This window comes from Spongiactinospora rosea (assembly GCF_003315795.1).
Taxonomy (GTDB): domain Bacteria; phylum Actinomycetota; class Actinomycetes; order Streptosporangiales; family Streptosporangiaceae; genus Spongiactinospora; species Spongiactinospora rosea.
Genome location: NZ_QMEY01000025.1, coordinates 28,711 through 47,636 on the forward strand (window position 1 = coordinate 28,711; position 18,926 = coordinate 47,636).

The 18,926-nt window shown below is 70.8% G+C and carries 16 protein-coding genes; 14 read left to right on the top strand and 2 right to left on the bottom strand.

Annotated elements, in window-relative coordinates:
- Positions 1 to 355 precede the first annotated feature (355 nt).
- Positions 356 to 919 (top strand): hypothetical protein, encoded by a 564-nt coding sequence (locus tag DP939_RS36650; RefSeq protein ID WP_113985429.1) that lies wholly within the window; start codon positions 356 to 358, stop codon positions 917 to 919.
- Here the strand turns inward: DP939_RS36650 and DP939_RS36655 are convergent.
- A complete protein-coding gene (locus DP939_RS36655; protein ID WP_199565657.1) occupies positions 916 to 1,977 on the bottom strand; it encodes an ROK family transcriptional regulator in 1,062 nt (353 codons plus the stop codon). The two genes, DP939_RS36650 and DP939_RS36655, sit on opposite strands and share 4 nt — an antisense overlap.
- A 116-nt stretch (positions 1,978 to 2,093) precedes the next feature.
- Between DP939_RS36655 and DP939_RS36660 the strand changes: the two genes are divergently transcribed.
- The 9 genes from DP939_RS36660 (at position 2,094) to DP939_RS36700 (ending at position 13,724) form a co-directional block, all read left to right on the top strand.
- Positions 2,094 to 3,326, top strand: coding sequence for a Gfo/Idh/MocA family protein (locus DP939_RS36660; protein ID WP_318656339.1), 1,233 nt, complete (start codon positions 2,094 to 2,096; stop codon positions 3,324 to 3,326).
- A gap of 240 nt (positions 3,327 to 3,566) precedes the next feature.
- Entirely contained in the window at positions 3,567 to 4,895 is a 1,329-nt protein-coding gene (locus DP939_RS36665) for an ammonium transporter (protein WP_113985432.1), read from the top strand.
- Positions 4,892 to 5,230, top strand: coding sequence for a P-II family nitrogen regulator (locus tag DP939_RS36670; RefSeq protein WP_113985433.1), 339 nt, complete (start codon positions 4,892 to 4,894; stop codon positions 5,228 to 5,230). Before DP939_RS36665 ends, DP939_RS36670 begins: the two co-directional genes overlap by 4 nt.
- Positions 5,231 to 5,805: 575 nt before the next feature.
- Positions 5,806 to 8,097 (top strand): [protein-PII] uridylyltransferase, encoded by a 2,292-nt coding sequence (locus tag DP939_RS36675; protein ID WP_113985434.1) that lies wholly within the window; start codon positions 5,806 to 5,808, stop codon positions 8,095 to 8,097.
- 129 nt (positions 8,098 to 8,226) lie between these two features.
- The gene (locus DP939_RS36680) at positions 8,227 to 11,559 is read left to right on the top strand and encodes a nitrate- and nitrite sensing domain-containing protein (protein WP_158578913.1); all 3,333 of its coding nucleotides are present in this window, start codon (positions 8,227 to 8,229) and stop codon (positions 11,557 to 11,559) included.
- Between the two features lie 55 nt (positions 11,560 to 11,614).
- The gene (locus tag DP939_RS36685) at positions 11,615 to 12,037 is read left to right on the top strand and encodes a roadblock/LC7 domain-containing protein (RefSeq protein WP_111165598.1); all 423 of its coding nucleotides are present in this window, start codon (positions 11,615 to 11,617) and stop codon (positions 12,035 to 12,037) included.
- Between the two features lie 21 nt (positions 12,038 to 12,058).
- Complete coding sequence (locus DP939_RS36690) at positions 12,059 to 12,421, top strand: DUF742 domain-containing protein (protein ID WP_233507127.1); 363 nt, start codon at positions 12,059 to 12,061, stop codon at positions 12,419 to 12,421.
- Positions 12,402 to 12,989, top strand: a complete 588-nt coding sequence (locus DP939_RS36695) for a GTP-binding protein (RefSeq protein ID WP_225878716.1) — start codon at positions 12,402 to 12,404, stop codon at positions 12,987 to 12,989. Before DP939_RS36690 ends, DP939_RS36695 begins: the two co-directional genes overlap by 20 nt.
- A gap of 183 nt (positions 12,990 to 13,172) precedes the next feature.
- Complete coding sequence (locus DP939_RS36700; protein ID WP_113985504.1) at positions 13,173 to 13,724, top strand: GTP-binding protein; 552 nt, start codon at positions 13,173 to 13,175, stop codon at positions 13,722 to 13,724.
- Here DP939_RS36700 and DP939_RS36705 read toward each other — a convergent pair.
- Positions 13,712 to 14,530, bottom strand: a complete 819-nt coding sequence (locus DP939_RS36705) for an ABC transporter ATP-binding protein (protein ID WP_113985437.1) — start codon at positions 14,528 to 14,530, stop codon at positions 13,712 to 13,714. The two genes, DP939_RS36700 and DP939_RS36705, sit on opposite strands and share 13 nt — an antisense overlap.
- A 264-nt stretch (positions 14,531 to 14,794) precedes the next feature.
- On the opposite strand from DP939_RS36705, the gene DP939_RS36710 reads away from it, so the two are divergent.
- Genes DP939_RS36710 through DP939_RS36725 form a run of 4 tightly spaced genes read left to right on the top strand, consistent with a single transcriptional unit; the run spans position 14,795 to position 18,615 of the window.
- Complete coding sequence (locus tag DP939_RS36710) at positions 14,795 to 15,772, top strand: ABC transporter substrate-binding protein (RefSeq protein WP_113985438.1); 978 nt, start codon at positions 14,795 to 14,797, stop codon at positions 15,770 to 15,772.
- Entirely contained in the window at positions 15,769 to 16,536 is a 768-nt protein-coding gene (locus tag DP939_RS36715; protein ID WP_113985439.1) for an ABC transporter permease, read from the top strand. Before DP939_RS36710 ends, DP939_RS36715 begins: the two co-directional genes overlap by 4 nt.
- A complete protein-coding gene (locus DP939_RS36720) occupies positions 16,533 to 17,336 on the top strand; it encodes an ABC transporter permease (protein ID WP_225878717.1) in 804 nt (267 codons plus the stop codon). Before DP939_RS36715 ends, DP939_RS36720 begins: the two co-directional genes overlap by 4 nt.
- Positions 17,337 to 17,349: 13 nt before the next feature.
- On the top strand, positions 17,350 to 18,615 hold the full coding sequence (locus DP939_RS36725) for a flavin-dependent oxidoreductase (protein WP_113985440.1): 1,266 nt from the start codon (positions 17,350 to 17,352) through the stop codon (positions 18,613 to 18,615).
- Positions 18,616 to 18,926: the final 311 nt, after the last annotated feature.

The window sequence follows — 18,926 nt, forward strand, 5'->3', positions numbered from 1 at the left end:
GCAGTTCGCGGCCACAGCGCGTCTTGTCAGAGCGCTCGGACCGATCCCGAAACGCGCCGTCGCCGAGTGCGACTTCGCCAGCGGGCATGAGGGGATCTGCCATTCTCACCGCAGCGCCTGGGAGCGGCTGGGCCGTCCTGACCTTCCTGCCGGGCTGGGGCTGCTGCGGCCGATCGTGACAAACGGCCTCCGGCAGAGTGCCTGGTTCACTGCTGCCCGCGGTGGACACAGTCCCAAAGCCTGTTCTGAGCGCATCATCCTCAGCGCCTTGCCCCCACACCTGCGCCAGGAGGTGCGACCGCAGTGCCGACGCGACGACTCCTGCGGGAAGGCCACTCCTGTCACCGTCAGCGCGATGATCCGCCTCCTGACCTTCACCGGCGTGGCCACCCTGCTGGAACGGACGGAAGAACAGTGGCGGACGCTGACCCCCAAAGGCAACCCATCGCGCCGTGACGCCGTCCATCTGATCCTCTTCGGGCGACGGAAACTCGACACGCTGGTGGAAGGCACCGGCTGGGACAACGAATTCCCCCGCGACGTATGGCGGCTGCGCAACCTCGGGCCGAGCGTCGCCAACGCCGTCCTGCGCTTCGATCGCATACCTCAGCCCTGGTTACGTGAAGTGGCCAAACGCCGGCTGCGATGGCGACTGTCGACCGGATCCAGCAAAACCACCTGTCTCCTGCACGTCCGCGCCCTCACCCACTTCGCGGCCTTCCTCACTGATCACGCCCCGGACGTCGACCGGCTCGCCGACATCGACCGGGCCGTGCTGGAGCGCTACCTCGCGCACCCGCACCTCATGACCACCAGCGGCCCCTATCAGGCCAGCTTCATCTGCGCGCTGAACACATTCTTTACCGGCATCCGCCGGCACGGCTGGGACACCTCGCTGCCAACCGGAACCAAAGCTTAGATGTGGAGTTCTTGGTGGATGTGGTCGAGGGCGAGGCGGGCGGCGCCCAGGGCTACCACCTCGTCGCCGAGGGTGGAGGCGGTGATTTCTGGGGGGGTGAGGCAGAGGGGGGCGAGGTGGGTGCGGAGGGGGGTGAGGAGGAGGTCGGCGGCGTGGGCGAGGCCGCCGCCTAGGACGACGAGTTCGGGGTCGATGGTCAGGATCAGGGCGGAGGCGCCCTGGGCGACGCGGTGGGCGTAGCGGTCGATGGCCGCAAGGGCGGTGGGGTCGCCCTGGGCGGCGGCGGTGAAGATCGCGTGGGCTGTGGCCTCGCCGGTGAGCTCGGCCGGGGCGTCTTCCCAGCCCAGCAGGCGCAGGGTGCCGATCTCGGCCGCCGCGCCGGTACGTCCGAGGTGGGGACGCCCCCCGATGAGGATGCCCGAACCGAGGCGATGCCCCGCCAGGATGTACACCACGTCACCGGCGTGCCGGGCCGCACCCCGCCAGTGTTCGGCCACGGCGGCCAGGTTGGCGTCGTTGCCGGCGAACCCCGGGAGGCCGAACCACCCGCCGGTCACACCGGCCAGGTCCAGGCCGCTCCACCCGGGCAGGGCGCCGGCGACGGTGACCCGGCCGCTGCGATCGACGACGCCCGGGGTGCCCGCCGCCACCGCGCCCAGCCGGGTGCGGACGATGCCCGCCCTGGTCAGGCACGCCTCGGCCACCGCCCGGAGCGCGGCGAGCCGTTCGGACGCCGGGGCGTCGGGCGTGATGGGGGCGCGTTCGGTGGCGGCCACCGTGCCGTCAAGGTCCGTGAGCAGCGCGAGCACCCGGTGCGCCCCCACGTCCAGCCCCAGCGCGTAGCCCGCGTCGGCGCGGAACTGGAAACGGCGGGCCGGACGCCCGGGGCCGCCCTCGCTCGGCGGGATCTCCCGCGCCAGCCCGCGCCCGGCCAGCTCGCCGAGCACCGTTTCCACCGTCTGCCTGGACAGCCCGGTGGCCCTGGCCAGCTCCGTCAGCGTCGGCGCGTCGCCCGCGCGCAGCGCGCGCAGTGTCGCCCGGGTGTTCACCTGTCGCACCAGGGTTACGTCAACCTTCTGCATATCCGACCTCGCCAACGAGCATTGACCGCCATCGAGCCGCAATCTAGCATCCGAGCAAGATACGTTAACCCCTTACATAATCGAGGATGCTCATGATCACACTCGCGGTGGTGGGCGCGGGTTCCAGGGGAACGACCTACGCCGGCCACGCCGTACGGCACGGTGCCAGGGTCGTCGCCGTGGCCGAGCCCGACGACGTACGGCGGGCGAAGGCCGCCGCCGAGCACCCGGAGGCCGAGGCGTTCACCGACTGGCGGCACCTGGCCGAACGCCCCCGGCTCGCCGATGCCGTGATCATCGCCACCCAGGACGCAGGCCACGTCGAACCCGCCGTACGCCTGGCCGGACTCGGCTACCACATCCTGCTGGAGAAGCCGATGGCGGTCCGCGAGGAGGACTGCGCGGCGATCGTGGCGGCCGCCGAGCGGGCCGGAGTGATCTTCGCAGTGTGCCACGTACTGCGCTACACCCCCTACACCCGCGCCACCAAGGCCCTGGTCGGCTCCGGCCGGATCGGTGAGGTCGTCAGCGTGCAGCATCTGGAGCCGGTCGGCTGGTGGCACCACGCGCACTCCTTCGTACGCGGCAACTGGCGGCGCTCGGACGAGTCGACGTTCATGCTGCTCGCCAAGTCCTGCCACGACCTCGACTGGTTGCACCACATCGTGGGCCGCCGGGTGGTGCGGGCCTCCTCCTTCGGCGGCCTGCACCACTTCCGGCCGGAGAACCGCCCGGCGGGCGCGGCGGACCGCTGCCTGGACTGCGCGGTCGAGACCACCTGCCCCTACTCCGCCAAACGGACCTACCTCTCCTTCGTCGGCGACCCCCGCCGCGAGTCATGGCCGCTCTCCGTGCTCACGCCCGACGCCACCGAACAGGGCGTGCTCCGCGCGCTGCGCGAGGGCCCCTACGGCAGGTGCGTGTACGACTGCGACAACGATGTGGTCGACCACCAGGTGGTCAACCTCGAATTCGAGGGCGGGGCCAGCGCGTCCTTCACCATGACCGCGTTCACCCCGCTCGCGTTCCGCAAGACCCGGATCTTCGGCACCCACGGCTCCATCGAGGGCGACGGCCACGTCCTGACGGTGACCGACTTCCTCACCGGGGCCACCGAGGAGATCGACGTGGCCGAGGGCGGCCCGTCGGCCGCCGACGGTCATGGCGGCGGTGACGGCGCGCTGGTCAGGGCGTTCCTGGACGCCATCGCCCAGGACGATCCCGGCCTGATCCTGTCCGATCCCCGCGAGAGCCTGCACAGCCACCAGGTCGCCTGGGCGGCGGAACGTTCCCGGCTGACCGGCGCGGTGGTGACCGTTCCCTGAAGAAGCCCCCAATCCGCAGTTACCAAAACATTTGGTTTTGGTCCCTCCGAAACATTGTGGAAACCCCAGATGTCGGAGATTCACCCAGGTGAAACACACCTTGTCGGGACTCGAAACGGCGGAAGACGACGCTGATGGCTCACTGAACCCGTGGTACGCGGCCGGTCGACGAAGCCCTGGAGGCGCCCACCGCGGGGGGAACCACCGGTACCCGCCGATCGGAAGGAGGGTCGCGTCGAAATGGAGATCGACAGCGGCTCGACCGCCTGGATGCTCGCGAGCACCGCCCTCGTCCTGCTCATGACGCCCGGCCTCGCGTTCTTCTATGGGGGCATGACCAGGGCGAAGAGCGTTCTCAACATGATGATGATGTCCTGGGTGAGCATCATCGTGGTGACCATGGCCTGGGTGCTCTACGGGCACTCGCTGGCCTTCGACCCCGTGGGCGACGGCACCGGCCCGCTCCACAAGATCATCGGCGGCCTCGACCACCTGGGGCTGTCCGGACTCGTCGACACGGCGACCAAGACCGACGGCACCGGGATGCCCAGCCTGGTGTTCTCCGCCTTCCAGATGACGTTCGCGGTCATCACCGTCGCGCTGATCAGCGGGGCGCTCGCCGACCGGGCCAGGTTCGGGGCGTGGGTGGTGTTCGCGCTGGCGTGGGTGAGCGTCGTCTACTTCCCGGTCGCGCACTGGGTGTGGGGCGGCGGCTGGCTGAGCGGCCTCGGTGTCGAGGACTTCGCCGGCGGCACGGTCGTCCACATCAACGCGGGGGCCGCGGCGCTGGCTGTGGTACTGGTCCTCGGCAAACGGGCGGGCTGGCGGAAGGACCCGATGCGCCCGCACAATCTCACGCTGGTGCTGCTCGGCGCGGGGCTGTTGTGGTTCGGCTGGTTCGGGTTCAACGCGGGCTCGGAGCTGGCGGTGGACGGTACGGCAGGGCTGGCGTTCATGAACACCCAGGTCGCCGCCGCCGCGGCGGCCGGTTCCTGGCTCCTGGTCGAAAAGCTCCGCGACGGACACTCCACCACGCTCGGCGTCGCCTCCGGGGCGGTGTCCGGACTTGTCGCGATCACCCCGGCCTGCGGGTTCGTCGATCCGTGGGCGGCGTTCCTGATCGGCGCGCTGGCGGGGGCGGTCTGCTCGTACGCGGTGAGCTGGAAGTACCGGCTCGGCTTCGACGACTCGCTCGACGTGGTGGGCGTCCACCTGGTCGGCGGCGTGATCGGCGCGGTCGCGCTGGGTTTCGTGGCCGCCTACCCGGTCGCGGGGACCGCCCAGAGCCAGGGGCTCTTCTACGGAGGGCCGCTCTCCCAGCTCGGCGTCCAGATCCTCGGCCCTGTCGCGGTCGGCCTGTACTCCTTCGCCGTCTCCTGGGGCCTGGCCAAGGCCGTGGACCGATTCATCGGCCTGCGGGTACCGCACGACGACGAGGTCACCGGCATCGACATCACCACACACGCCGAGACGGGCTACGACCTCGGCACCGTACACGCCGCCGGGGTGTCCACGGTCGGCCGCCCGGCCGTACCGGCTGCGCAGAGCACCAGGAAGGTGGGCACATGAGACTGATCACCGCCGTCATCAAGCCGTTCAAGCTCGATGATGTGAAGGCCGCGCTCGAAGCGCACGGCGTCACCGGCATGACGGTCGGCGAGGCCAGCGGGTACGGCAGACAGCGCGGCCACACCGAGGTCTACCGCGGCGCGGAGTACCAGGTGGACCTGGTCCCCAAGATCCGCCTTGAGGTCCTGGCCGAGGAGGACGACGCCGACGAGGTGATCGAGGTCATCGTCAAGGCCGCCCGAACCGGCAAGATCGGCGACGGCAAGGTCTGGTCCGTCCCGGTCGACACGGCAGTCCGCGTCCGCACCGGCGAACGCGGCCCCGAAGCCCTCTAACCCACAACCGCCACCACGCCCGGACGGCGATCCCGCCCGGACCCGGAGACGAAGGACCCCCGGCCGAGGGACGCGCCGGTGCCCTGGACCGAGGAAGGGAGGACCCCCGTGAGGGCGTGCCGATGCTCTGGACTGAGGAGTCGAAGGAGCCCGTGAGGGCGTGCCGGTGCTCTGGACTGAGGAGTCGAAGGAGCCCGTGAGGGCGTGCCGGTGCTCTGGACTGAGGAGTCGAAGGAGCGAGGGACGAGCGGATGAGCGACGAGGGAAGCGCGCCGGTTATCAGCGCCCGAGCCGCGACGCGCAGCGTCGCAATGTGTAGGGACGAGCGGATGAGTGACGAGGGAAGCGCGCCGGTTATCAGCGCCCGAGCCGCGGCGCGTCAGCGTCGCAGTGTGTAGGGACGAGCGGATGAGTGACGAGGGAAGCGCGCCGGTTATCGGCGCCCGAGCCGCGACGCGAAGCGTCGCCATGAGCAGGGACGAGCGGATGAGTGACGAGGGAAGCGCGCCGGTTATGAGCGCCCGAGCCGTGACGCGTCAGCGTCGCAATGAGCAGGTGGAGGGGAGGACGCGACCTTGAAGGCGCCCGAGCCCCGTGCGAGCACGGCGGATGTCGTCAGCGCACCTCGGTCGTTTGCGGGTGATCGCAGGCAGCGGGTGGTCGGGGTGGAGCGGTGGCTGGGCGGGTTGCTGGGGGCGGCGTGTGCCGGGCCGGGGGTGGTGGGGCCGGGGGAGGGGCCGCGCGGGGTGGCGTTGGTGGCGGTGGGCAGTCTGGGCAGGGGGGAGCTCGCGCCGGGGAGCGACCTGGACCTCGTGCTCGTTCATGACGGCAGGCAGGACATCGCCGGGATCGCCGACCGCCTGTGGTACCCCATCTGGGACAGCGGCGTCGCACTGGATCACTCCGTGCGCACGCAGGAGGAGGCCGTCGAGGTCGCCGGGGACGACCTCAGGGCGGTGCTCGGGCTCATCCAGGCCAGGCATGTGGCCGGGGACGTCGATCTGACCAGGTCGGTGCGGGAGGCCGTGCTCGCCGAGTGGCGGGCGGGTTCCGCGCGGCGGCTGGCCGAGCTGCGTGAGGCCGCGGACCTGCGTGCGCGGACCTCAGGTGAGCTGGCCTTCCTGCTCGAACCCGACCTGCGCGACGCGCGCGGCGGGCTGCGTGACGTCCAGGCGATGCGGGCGGTGGCCGCGGCCTGGGTGGCGGGGGGACCAGGGCCGCGCGTGCGGGAGGCGTACGAACTGCTGCTGGACGTCCGGCACGCGCTGCACCTGGTGACCGGCCGGGGCGCGGACCGGCTGGTGTTCCAGGAGCAGGACGCGGTGGCCGAAGCGCTCGGCCTGCTGGACGCCGAGACGCTGATGCGCCGGGTCGCCGAGGCAGGCCGTACCGTGACACACGCGCTGGACGGCACCTGGCGCGCGGTGGACCGGCCGCGTTCCCGGCCCGCCCAGCGGCAGCGCAGGCCGCTGGCCGACGGCGTGGTGGAGCACGGCGGCGAGGTCGCGCTGGCCCGCGGCGCGGATCCGGCGAGGGACCCGGCGCTGGTACTGCGTGCCGCTGCCGCCGCCGCGGAGGCCGGGCTGCCGCTCGCGCCGGCCACGGTCGCAGCCTTGGCCGGTCGTTCCGCGCCGATGCCCGTGCCCTGGCCCGACGCGGCGCGCGATGCCCTGGTCGCGCTGCTCGGCGCGGGCCGCGCCGCGGTGCCCGTCTGGGAGGACCTGGACCAGGCCGGGCTGGTGGTACGACTGCTGCCCGACTGGGAACGGGTCCGCCACCGCCCGCAGCGCAACCCGGTGCACCGCTTCACCGTGGACCGCCACCTGATCGAGACCGCGGCCGGGGCCGCCGCGCTCACCCGCGAGGTGTCCCGCCCCGACCTGCTGCTGATCGCCGCGCTGCTGCACGACGTCGGCAAGGGCTGGCCCGGCGACCACTCGGTCACCGGCGAGGTCGTGGCCAGGGACATCGGCGCGCACATCGGCCTGCCGCCCGCCGACGTGGACGTCCTGGCGGCCGTGGTCCGCCACCATCTGCTGCTGCCCGAGACCGCGACCCGCAGGGACCTCGCCGACCCGGTGACGATCGGCCGGGTGGCCGAGGCGGTGGGCACCCGCGAGGTGCTGGACCTGCTGGCCGCGCTGGCGGTCGCGGACGGCCGGGCGACCGGCCCCGCGGCCTGGAACGGCTGGAAGGCCGCGCTGGTGTCGGACCTGGTACGCCGGGTGCGGTCGGTACTCGCGGGCGCGCCCCCGCCGCCCGCCCCGGCGCTGCGCCCGGAACAGGCGGCACTGGCCCGCCACGGCGGTGGCGCGGTACGTGTGCACGGCGGCGCGGTGACGGTGGCCGCGCCGGACCGTCCCGGGCTGCTCTGGCGTGCCGCGGGCGTGCTGGCCGCGCACCGGCTGGTGGTGCGCTCGGCCACGGCGGCGTCGGCGGGCACGACGGCGGTGATCGAGTTCTCCGTGGTCCCGGAGTACGGCTCCCCGCCCGACCCGGCCACGATCGAGGCCGATCTGCGGCTCGTGCTCGCCGGGCGGCTCGACATCGAGCGGCGCCTCGCACGCCGGGCCTGTGCGGCGCGGCCCGCGCGGGTGCCCGTGGCCCCGCCGAGGGTGACACTTCTGGACGACGCCTCGGCGACCGCTACGGTGGTAGAAGTCCGGGTTCATGATCGTCCGGGGCTATTGTGGCGAATTGGGCAGGCATTCGGGGAATGCGGTCTTGACGTCAGGGCCGCGCGCGTGGAGACTCTCGGCGCAGAGGCAGTGGACGTCTTCTATGTCGTCGACCGTGCCGGACGCCTGCTCGCTGATGAAGATCAGCGCAGCCAGGTTCGCTACCATGTGCTGGCTGCGCTACGGTAATGCGGCAGTGCTCAGCATTCTGTCACCTTTGTAACGATTAAACCGGGTTTGCCGGTCTTTCCAATATGTCTCGCGACCTTGTGGTCTGATATGGCTGGTTTGGTTGCGACGGTTGGGGGTAGCGAGAGCGTGGCGACGGGTACTAACGAGGCCGACCGTACCGCCAAGGACGATCGTGGGCGGCCCTCATTCGCGAAGCGCGTCTTCGCCCTGCGCAACTGGCGGGTGCGTACCCGCATGGCCGCGCTGATCCTGGTTCCGACCACCGTCGCGGTCTTCCTATCCGGTGCTCGTGTGGTCGCCTCGATCGAGAGCATCGCCGTCCACGATCGCGCCGCCACGGCGGCCGAGGGCGCCAGCCGGATCCGGGCCCTTGCCGAAGCCCTCGGAGAGGAACGCGACTTCGCCACCTGGTGGTCCTTCACCGTCGAGGCCCCAAGGCGTCAGCCGCGCATCGCCTACGACGGCGGCCGCGTGACCGTGAACGACCTGCACGAGCTGTACAAGAAGCGCCAGGACAAGGTGAACGTCCTGCTCGCGAGCGTCAGCAAGGACGAGGCGATCATCGACGCCTCCTACGGCGCCCTCGTCCCCGAAGCGATACGCCAGGCCCAGCAGCAGATCGCCGCGCTGCCCGCCTACCGCAAGAAGGAGGGCAAGCGGGCCATCCCGTCCGCCCCTTACACCGCGCTCATCACCGCTCTGCTGCGCGTCCACGACGAGCTCGCCACCGTCAGCCGCGACCCCGAGACGGTCAGTAACTTCCGTGGCCTGAGCGCCCTCGCGCACGCGAAGGAGGAGGCGTCCAAGCAGCGCGACCGGCTGCTGATCGGCTCCTTCGACCCCAAGCTGGTCAGTTCCCAGGAGATGGAGGACTTCATCGCCTCCCGGGACCAGCAGGGCAAGTACCTCGCGCAGTTCGCCACCGAGACCGGCGCCGGCTTCGCGCAGCTCCTGTACCGGACCATCGCCGACGACCGGCGCACCAGCGCCGAGACCACCAAGTCGCAGGCCATCAAGATCCAGAGCACCGGCCAGACCCTGGCCCAGGGCGCGCTGCTCCACCCCTCCAAGCGAGGCGAGTGGTTCGAGCAGAGCGCGGCCACCATCGAGCTGATCGGCAAGGTCGAGAAGCAGGTCGCCGACGGCGTGATCACCCGTAACCGCGAGCTCGCCGACATCGAGCAGCGCAACGCGGCCATCGCCGGCGCCTCGATCCTCGCCCTGCTGCTCCTGGTCCTGGTGCTGACCGTGTTCATCGCCCGCTCGATGACCTCGCCGCTGCGCCGGCTGCGCACCGAGGCCCTGGAGATCGCCGGTTTCCGTCTCCCCAACGTCGTCCGCGAGATGCGGCTCAGCGGCGACGCCACGCCGCCGCCCGTCCAGCCCATCTCGGTCGACTCCCGAGACGAGATCGGGGAAGTGGCCACCTCGTTCGACGAGGTCCACCGCCAGGCCGTACGCCTCGCCGCCGAAGAGGCCGAGCTGCGCGGCAACATCAGCGCCATGTTCGTCAACCTCTCCCGGCGCACCCAGACGCTGGTCGAGCGGCAGATCTCGCTGATCGACGGTCTGGAGAAGGGCGAGGAGGACTCCAAGCGGCTGGGCGACCTGTTCGCGCTGGACCACCTGGCCACCCGCATGCGCCGCAACAGTGAGAACCTCCTGGTCCTCGCCGGTCACGAACCGACCCGCAGGCGCAGCCAGCCCGCCAAACTGGTGGACGTCGTCCGCGCCTCGCTGTCGGAGGTCGAGGACTACGAGCGCGTCCAGGTCAAGGTGCACCGGGCCATCTCCGTGGTCGGCAGCGCCGCGAACGACCTCGTCCACCTGGTCGCCGAGCTGGTCGAGAACGCCATCCAGTTCTCCCCGCGCAACACCCAGGTCACCGTGTCCAGCAGTCTCATCGAGGGCGGCGGGGCGCTGCTGTCGGTGATCGACTCCGGCATCGGCATGACCGAGGAGGAGATCGCCGAGGCCAACCGCCGGCTCGCCGAGCCGCCGGTCGTGGACGTGTCGGTGTCCCGGCGAATGGGCCTCTTCGTGGTCGGCCGCCTGGCCCTGCGCCACGGCATCCGCGCCCAGCTCCGCCTGGCCGAGGGCAACGGCCTGATCGCGATGGTGCTGATCCCGCCCGCGCTGATCGCCGACTCCGGCGCGGCGCAGGCCACCCCGGCCGGCTGGCCGTCGTCCGCGAACGGGATGGGCACCGGCCCGCAGAGCTTCGGGCCCTTCCAGCCGGGCGGCGCGGGGACCGGCGCGGGCACCCTGTTCGGCGCGGACACCCTGGCCCGCCGCGACTCGGCGGGAGTGGCCAAGAACGAGTTCGGCAACGCGCCGGGCGGCGACGACGGCTTCGGCAGGCAGCCGGGCGACCGTACCTTCGAGGTGCCGTCCCGGCCGCCCGCGGGCGGCGAGTGGAACTTCGGCCAGACCACGGCCGACCCCCCGGCCGGTGGCCAGAGCCGGCCGGACGCCGATCCCTTCGGCGGGCCGAGCGACCCGTTCGGCAGGGGAGGCGCGTCGGGCGGCTTCCCGACCCCCGAGTTCACCAGCGGCGACTCGCGGTCCGAGCCCGGCCCGTTCGGCCGTACCGGCTCACCCGCCGACACCGGCGCCTTCGGCAGGCCGTCCATCGACGCAGACCCCTTCGGCCGCTCCCCGGGCGACTCCGGCGCGTTCCGCGCCTCGCCCGGCGACAGCGGGGCGTTCACCCGCTCGCCGGGGGACAGCGGGGCCTTCTCGCGGCCCGAGCCCCAGGAGCCGCTGGCCGGCGCGCCCAGGTCCGACCCGTTCGCGCCCGCCGTACCGCCGAACGAGGCCCGCACCGGCACGCCGTCCACCTCCTCCACCTCGTCGTTCTCCTGGACCCCCCAGGACGATGACCCGTCGACCGCGGCCATGCCCGCCGTCGATGTGTCCGCCCTGGATTCGGGCGAGGAGTACCTGCCGATCTTCGCCTCGGTGGAGTCGGCCTGGTTCCGCAAGCCGGACGGCGGGCCGGAGGAGAGCCCCGCCGAGTCGCCGGAGGAACAGGCCGAACGGGCCAGGCGCGAGGAGCAGGACCGTCTCGCCGAGTGGGAGTCGGCCAGGGCGGCCGTGGACACGCCGCCGGAGCCGGCGCAGCGTCCGGCCGCCAAGCCCGCCCAGAAGCAGGGCCAAGACGTCTGGCAGACCGCCGCCGACGAGGGCTGGCGGGCCGCCGCCGCGGCGGCCGAGCCCTCACTGGGCGGCATCACCGCCGCCGGGCTGCCCAAGCGCACGCCCAAGGCGAACCTCGTGCCGGGCAGGGTGTCCGCCGCCGCGCAGACACCCGTCGCCGCGCCCACGCCCATGCCCCCCGTCTCGGCTGAGCGGGTCCGCACCCGGATGGCGAGCCTGCAACAGGGCGTGCGCCGAGGGCGCGCGGAAGTTCGTGACGAGTCCGGTCCCAACCGATCGGACAAGAAGGAGGGCCAGTGAGTGAGCGATACGACCATGAGGGCGTCTCGGTCACACGGCCGGCGAAGGAGGAGGCGTGACCACGCTGAGCCACGACGCTCGTAGGTTCGACTGGCTGATCACCGAGTTCGTCCGCGGCACACCCGGTGTCGCGCACGCGGTGGTCGTGTCGGCCGACGGGCTGTGCCTGGCGAACTCCGAGGGTTTCCCCCCGGACCGGGCCGACCAGCTCGCCGCCGTGGCGGCCGGGCTGCTCAGCCTGACCGTGGGCGCCTCGCGGGTGTTCGAGGGCGGCGCGGTGACGCAGACGGTGGTCGAGATGGAGCGCGGCCTGCTGCTGGTCATGGCGATCAGCGACGGTTCCGTGCTCGCGGTGCTCGCCGCCCCCGACTGCGACATGGGCCTTGTGGCCTACCAGATGACCCTGCTGGTGGATCGGGCGGGGCAGGTCCTGACCCCGGCGCTGCGCGCCGAACTCCAGACTTCCAGGACGCGATGATCATGATGAATGGAGAGGGCTGTGCGCGGCGCTGACGGAACCGGGGACGACGAGCCCCTGTTCCGTCCCTACGCGATGACCGGTGGTCGTGTCGAGCCGCGCTACCACCTGGCGATGGAAACGCTGGTCTCCTCCTACGCCATGCCGGACAGCGACCTCGCGCTGCTCACTCCCGAACAGGAGAGCATCGTCGTACTGTGTCGCTCGGTCCGGTCCGTGGCCGAGATTTCCGCGCTCCTGCGAGTCCCGCTGGGCGTGGCGCGGGTGCTGGTGGCCGACATGGCCGATGAGAACCTGGTACGTCTCCACCAGCCGCGTCTCAACGAGGGTCAGCCAGATCTGCACATGCTGGAAAGGGTGCTCAGTGGACTACGCAGGCTCTAGCGGCGGCGGTCTAACCTCCACGAAGATCGTTGTCGCGGGTGGGTTCGGCGTCGGCAAGACCACCTTCGTGGGCGCGGTTTCGGAGATCCTGCCGCTCACGACCGAGGCCGTGATGACGGACGCCAGCGCGGGCATCGACGACCTGGCGCTCACGCCCACCAAGTCGACGACCACCGTGGCGATGGACTTCGGCAGGGTGTCGCTGGACCGGGATCTGATCCTTTATCTGTTCGGTACCCCTGGCCAGCACCGTTTCTGGTTCATGTGGGACGACCTGGTGCGCGGCGCCATCGGCGCCGTCGTACTGATCGACACCCGCAGGCTCGCCGACGGCTTCCCGGCGATCGACTACTTCGAGGAGGCGGGGCTTCCCTTCATCGTCGGAGTGAACGGCTGGGACGGGCAGTTCCAGCACGTCGAGGACGACGTACGGGAGGCGCTCGCGCTGGCCCCGCACATTCCGATCGTCCGCTGCGACGCGAGGTCGAGGGAATCGGTCAAGTCGACTCTGATCACCTTGGTGGAGTACGTCGTCCAGGTCCGGGCGTCGTACGGCGCACAGGTGTGAGGGCCGATCACCCCCGGAGATGTCCAACCACCTCATAATGTCGCTCACCAGGGAGTAACGTGCCATCAATGAGCTGTGCCGCGGACTCCGTTCGGTGGCGGGAAGATGAGGCCGGCAAGCCGGGGGACGGCTTGCTGGAAAGGGTGCTAAGTGGACATCGCAGGCTCTAGCCGGAGTGGTGGCCTGACCTCGACGAAGATCGTCGTCGCGGGCGGGTTCGGCGTGGGCAAGACCACCTTCGTGGGCGCGGTCTCGGAGATCCTGCCGCTGACCACCGAAGCGGTGATGACGGACGCCAGCACGGGCATCGACGACCTCGGGCTGACCCCCGAGAAGACGACGACCACCGTGGCGATGGACTTCGGCCGGCTGACGCTGGACCGGGACCTGATCCTCTACCTGTTCGGGACACCCGGCCAGCACCGCTTCTGGTTCATGTGGGACGACCTGGTGCGCGGCGCGATCGGCGCGGTGGTACTGATCGACACCCGCAGGCTCGCCGACAGCTTCCCGGCGGTCGACTACTTCGAAGAGGCCCGGCTGCCGTTCGTGGTGGGCCTGAACGGCTTCAACGGGGCCTACCCGCACGGCGAGGAGGAGGTGCGGGAGGCGCTGACGCTGGCCCCGCACATCCCCATCGTCCGCACCGACGCGCGCGACCGGCAGTCGGTGAAGAACACCCTGATCACGCTGGTGGAGCACGCGCTCACGATGCGCGCCGCCTACGGCGTCTGAGGGCCGGCCGAGGCCCGCCGGCCCTGCCCCGCGGGTTCGGGCGGGGCAGACCGGCCGCGTACCAGCCGCCCCGCCTCCGCGCGCAGCCGGACGAACTCCGGGTGCTCGCGGGTGGCGATCTGCTCCCGTGGCTCCGGCAGCTCCACCCGCAGGTCGGCGACCACCGTGCCGGGCGACTTCGACAGCACCACGACCCGGTCGCCCACGTAGACGCTCTCGTCGATGTCGTGGGTGATGAGCAGGATCGTCACGCCATGGGCCCGGCGGACGTCCAGGACCAGGTCCTCCAGGTCTTCACGGGTCTGCGCGTCCACCGAGCCGAACGGCTCGTCCATCAACATCAGCGCCGGCCGGTAGGCGATGGCCCTGGCGATGGCGGCGCGCTGCTGCATCCCGCCGGAGAGCTCCCACGGGTATTTACCGCCGACTCCGGCCAGGCCCACCTGCTCCAGGGCGGCGAGCGCCACCCTCCGCCGCGCGGCGCGTTTCACGCTTCTGCGGCGAAGCGGCAGTGAAACGTTTTCGGCCACGGTCATCCACGGGAAAAGAGAACGGCTGTAATCCTGGAACACCACGGCCAAATTGTCAGGTGTGCGGTCGACCTGAACCCCTTGGATCAGCACGCGCCCGGCGGTGGGCCGGATGAGTCCGGCGATGGAACGCAACAATGTCGACTTTCCGCATCCGGATGGCCCCACGATGCAAACGAGTTCGCCGGCCGCGACAGTGAGATCGATCGATTGCACGGCCGTGTGCGCGCCACGGGCACCGCGATAGGTGTGGGTCAGTCCGGCGATCTCCAACAAATCCGAATCCTCACGCCGTTTCGTAACCGGGCATGATCTGTCCCTTGGCAGGGACCAGCGCACTCTAGCGGAGCGGTCGGCCGGTGGCCATACCCTGTCCGATTCGCTGCTGTATGTCAGTGAATGTGGCTATTGGTGGGGTAGAGGAGAGAAATTTGATATCGGAGTGATAAAAGACACTGATAGTGAAAATAGTGCGCTACGATCCACTCCGTTCCCCCCAGAGTTTGCTTTTTCGGCGCGCCAGCGCAGTCCGGAGGATCGATGAAACTCCGCACATCCCTTACCGTTCTCATCGCGTTCGTGCTCACCGCGGCGTGCAGTGGCGGGGGCGGTGAGACATCCACGCGATCGGCGTCCGGCCCCGGCCTGGAGAAGACCGAGATGACGATCGGCACGATGCCGGTCGTGGACGTCGCGCCGCTGCAACTCGCGGTGCGCGACGGGCTGTTCGCCAAGGAGGGTCTGCAGGTCAAGCTCCAGACCCTCGCGGGAGGCGCGGAGGCCATTCCGAAGCTGAAGAGCGGGGCGCTGGACGTCAGTTTCGGCAACTACGTCTCCTTCTTCAGCGCCTCGGCCAAGAACGTGCTCGATCTGAAGGTCGTCGCCGACGGGTTCCAGAGCGCGCCCAAGACCCACGTCATCATGGTGCCGAAGGACAGCCCGATTGCCTCGCCCGCCGACCTCGCGGGCAAGACCATCGCGGTCAACACGCGCAGGAACGTCGGCACCATGCTGGTCAGGGTCGCCGCCGACGCGCACGGCGTGAAACTCGACGAGGACGACAACTTCGTGGAGTTCCCCTTCCCGGAGATGGAAGCGGTGCTCAGGCAGAAGAAGGTGGACGCCGCACTCGTGGTCGAGCCGTTCGGCACGCTGCTCAGCCAGTCCATCGGGGCCAAGATGATCTGGGACACCGCCCAGGGGCCCACCGCCGACTTCCCGATCGCCGGTTACGCCACCACCGGCGGTTTCGCCAAGGAGAACCCGAAGACCCTCGCCGCCTTCCAGCGGGCCATGGTCAAGGCCCAGGCCGTCGCGGCCGACCGCGCCGAGGTGGTGGAGATCATCCCGACGTACACCAAGATCGAGTCCGGGGTGGCGGGCAGCCTGGCCATCGGCGGGTTCCCCACCTCGCTGAACGCGACCCGGCTCCAGCGGGTGGCCGACAGCATGCGTGAGTACGGCCTGCTCGCCGAGGATCTGAACGTCTCGGACCTGCTCTTCTCGCCGTCCCGGTGAACACCGGGGCGATCGTCCGCGGCGCGATCGGCGCTCTGGTGCCGGCCGCGGCGGCCGAGGCGCTGACCCGGTCCGGCGTCCTGGGGCTGGCCCCCTTCAGCGAGGTCGCCGTGCGGTTCTTCGCCCTGGCCGCCGACGGCGGGTTCCTGCTGAACGCGGCCGACACCGTGACCGCCTGGGCGGCGGGCCTGGCCCTCGCGACGGTGGCCGCGGTGCTGACCGGCGTGCTGCTCGGCTCGGTGCCGTTCCTGAACACCGCCGCGGGCGTGGTGGTGGAGTTCCTGCGGCCGATCCCCTCGGTGGCGCTGATCCCGCTGGCCATCCTGGTGTTCGGCGCGGAGACCCAGATGAAGATCGCGCTGATCTGCTACGCGGCGGCCTGGCCGATCCTGCTCAACACGATCTACGCGCTGCGGGACGTGGACCCGCTGGCCAAGGAGGCGCTGCGCAGCTTCGGGTTCGGGCGGCTCGCCGTACTGTGGCGGGTCTCCCTGCCCAGCGCCGCGCCGTTCGTGGCCACCGGGGTGCGGGTCTCGGCGGCGATCGGACTGGTCGTGGTCATCGGCGCGGAGCTGTACGGCGGCGGCGAGCGGGGCATCGGCGTCGTGCTGATCCAGGCGCGCAGCGGCGGCGGCGCCGATGACGTGATGCTCGCCGTGGCGCTGTGGGCGGGCGTCTTCGGCCTGGCGGTGAACGCCCTGCTGCAACGCCTCTCGCGTACGGCGTTCCGGTGGCACGCCGTACGGACGGGAGACCTGCGGTGAAGGGCCGCCTGCGCCGCGCGGTGACCTGGGCGGCGTCCCGGCTGTGGCTCGCGGTCCTGCTGGTGTGGCTCTGGGAACTGGTCACCACCCGGGTCGGGGAGGCGTACTTCCCGCCGCCGTCGCAGATCGTCGCCGCCGGGCGCGAACTCTGGTTCTCCGGCCCCCCGGAGCGGTTCTTCCTGACCGAGGACGCCGTCGAGGACTTCGGGCCGAGCCTGCTCAACCTGTTCGCCGGGTGGCTGCTGACCGGCCTGGCCGGCATCGCCCTGGGGGTGGCGCTCGGGCTGTCGCGCGCGTTCGCCGGTTACGTCGAGCCCATCGTCCATTTCGGCCGGGCCATCCCGCCGCCCACGCTGATCTCGGTGTTCCTCAGCGTGTTCGCGCTCGGCACGTCGATGCAGGTGGCGACCATCGTGTTCGGCGTCATCTGGCCGGTGGTGCTGAACACCATGGACGGCGTGCGCACGGTGGACCGGCTGTACCTGGACAGCGCCGAGGTCTTCGGGGTGCGCGGATTGCGCCGGTTGCGCAGGATCGTGCTGCCCGCCGCCGCCCCCAAAATCATCGCTGGGCTGCGGATCAGCATCGGCCTCGCGCTGATCCTCATGGTGCTGTCGGAGATGTTCGGCAGCAAGCACGGGATCGGCGCGCACCTGGTGGACAGCCAGCGCGACTTCGAACCGGCCGCGATGTGGGCGGGCATCGTGTTCGTCGGCCTGCTCGGCTACCTGCTCAACGCCGCCTTCACACTCGCCGAACGCCGCGGGCCGGGCCGGTACCGCGCCCGCGCGGCCACCTGAGGAGGGAGGACCCATGCGCGTATTGATCATCGGCGCGGGGATCGGCGGGCTGGCCGCCGCGCTCAGCCTGCACGCCGCCCGCGTGGACTGCGTGATCGCCGAGTCGGTGGCGGAACTGCGCCCGCTCGGCGTCGGCATCAACCTGCAGCCGCACGCCGTGCGCGAACTGACCGAACTGGGGCTGGGCGAGGCGCTGGCCGAGATCGGGGTGCAGGCCGGCTTCCTGTCCTACACCGACAGGTACGGCGGGGAGATCCTTTCCCTGCCGCGCGGGCGGGGGGCCGGTTACCACTGGCCGCAGTACTCGATCCACCGGGGCGAACTCCAGATGCTGATGCTGGAGGCGGTCCGCGAGCGGCTGGGCCCAGGCGGCGTGCGGACCGGGCTGGCCTTCGAGGACTTCACGCAGGACGCCCGCGGCGTCGTCGCGCGATTATGCGAGGTCCGCTCGGGCCGTCCGGTGGAGGAGCGCGCCGACGTGCTGGTCGGCGCGGACGGCGTCAACTCCGTGGTGAGGGCCCGGCTGCACCCTTCGGAGGGTCCGCTGCTGTGGAACGGGATCCGGATGTGGCGCGGGGCGGCGTCCGGCCGGGAGGAGTTCCTGGACGGCGCGACGGTGCTGGTCGCCGGGTCCAACCGGGCGGCGAAGTTCGTCGCCTATCCGATCTCGGCGCGGGAGCGGGCGCGCGGCAGGGCGCTGGTCAACTGGGTGGCCGAGGTCAAGGTCGGCGAACCGGGCCCGGTTCCGGCCGTCGACTGGTCAAGGACCGGACGGCTGGAGGATGTCCTGGCCCACTACGAGGAGTGGCGGTTGCCCTATTTGGACGTACCGGAATTGATCCGGGCCAGTGACCGAATACTGGAGTACCCCATGGCGGACCGGGACCCGCTGCCCTTCTGGAGCGAGGGTCGCGTGACGCTCCTGGGCGACGCGGCTCACCCGATGTATCCCATCGGGTCGAACGGCGGATCGCAGGCCGTACTGGACGCGCGGGTGCTCGCCCGGGCGCTGGCGCTGCGCGCGCCGGACGTGCCCGCGGCGCTCGCCGACTACGAGGACGAGCGGCGGGAGGCCACCGCGGGGCTGGTCCTCGCCCACCGGGAGCTGCCGATGGAGGAGACGATCGGCAAGGTGCACGACCGTGCGCCGCACGGATTCACCGATATCGCGGACGTGCTCACCCCCGCCGAGCTGGCGGATATGGCGGCCGTCCAGAAGCGGATCACGGATATGGACGTCCGGACGCTCAACGAGCGTCTTTCATGGAGCGTCCCCTAGTTTCGGACAGGTTGTAAACGTAGTTTAAGTAGGCATGATTCGATTGCTCACAATTGCGATTGAAATGAAAATTGGTGCCTTTGAGGCATTGGCCCGGTGTGACGACTTGTGCTCAAATGAACCCTCGCCCCACCACGTACACAGTGATCCCCCACGAGCTCGGCGCCCTCGGGTACTCGCCACCCCGCGTCCGAGGAGAGGTTTCGCACGCTGATGACTGCAACATCCCCCACGGGCCGCGACCGCGGCCCGGGTGCCTTACCCGCGCCTGTAGCTCCGCCACCGGGCGCGCAGGGGACGTATCCGGACAG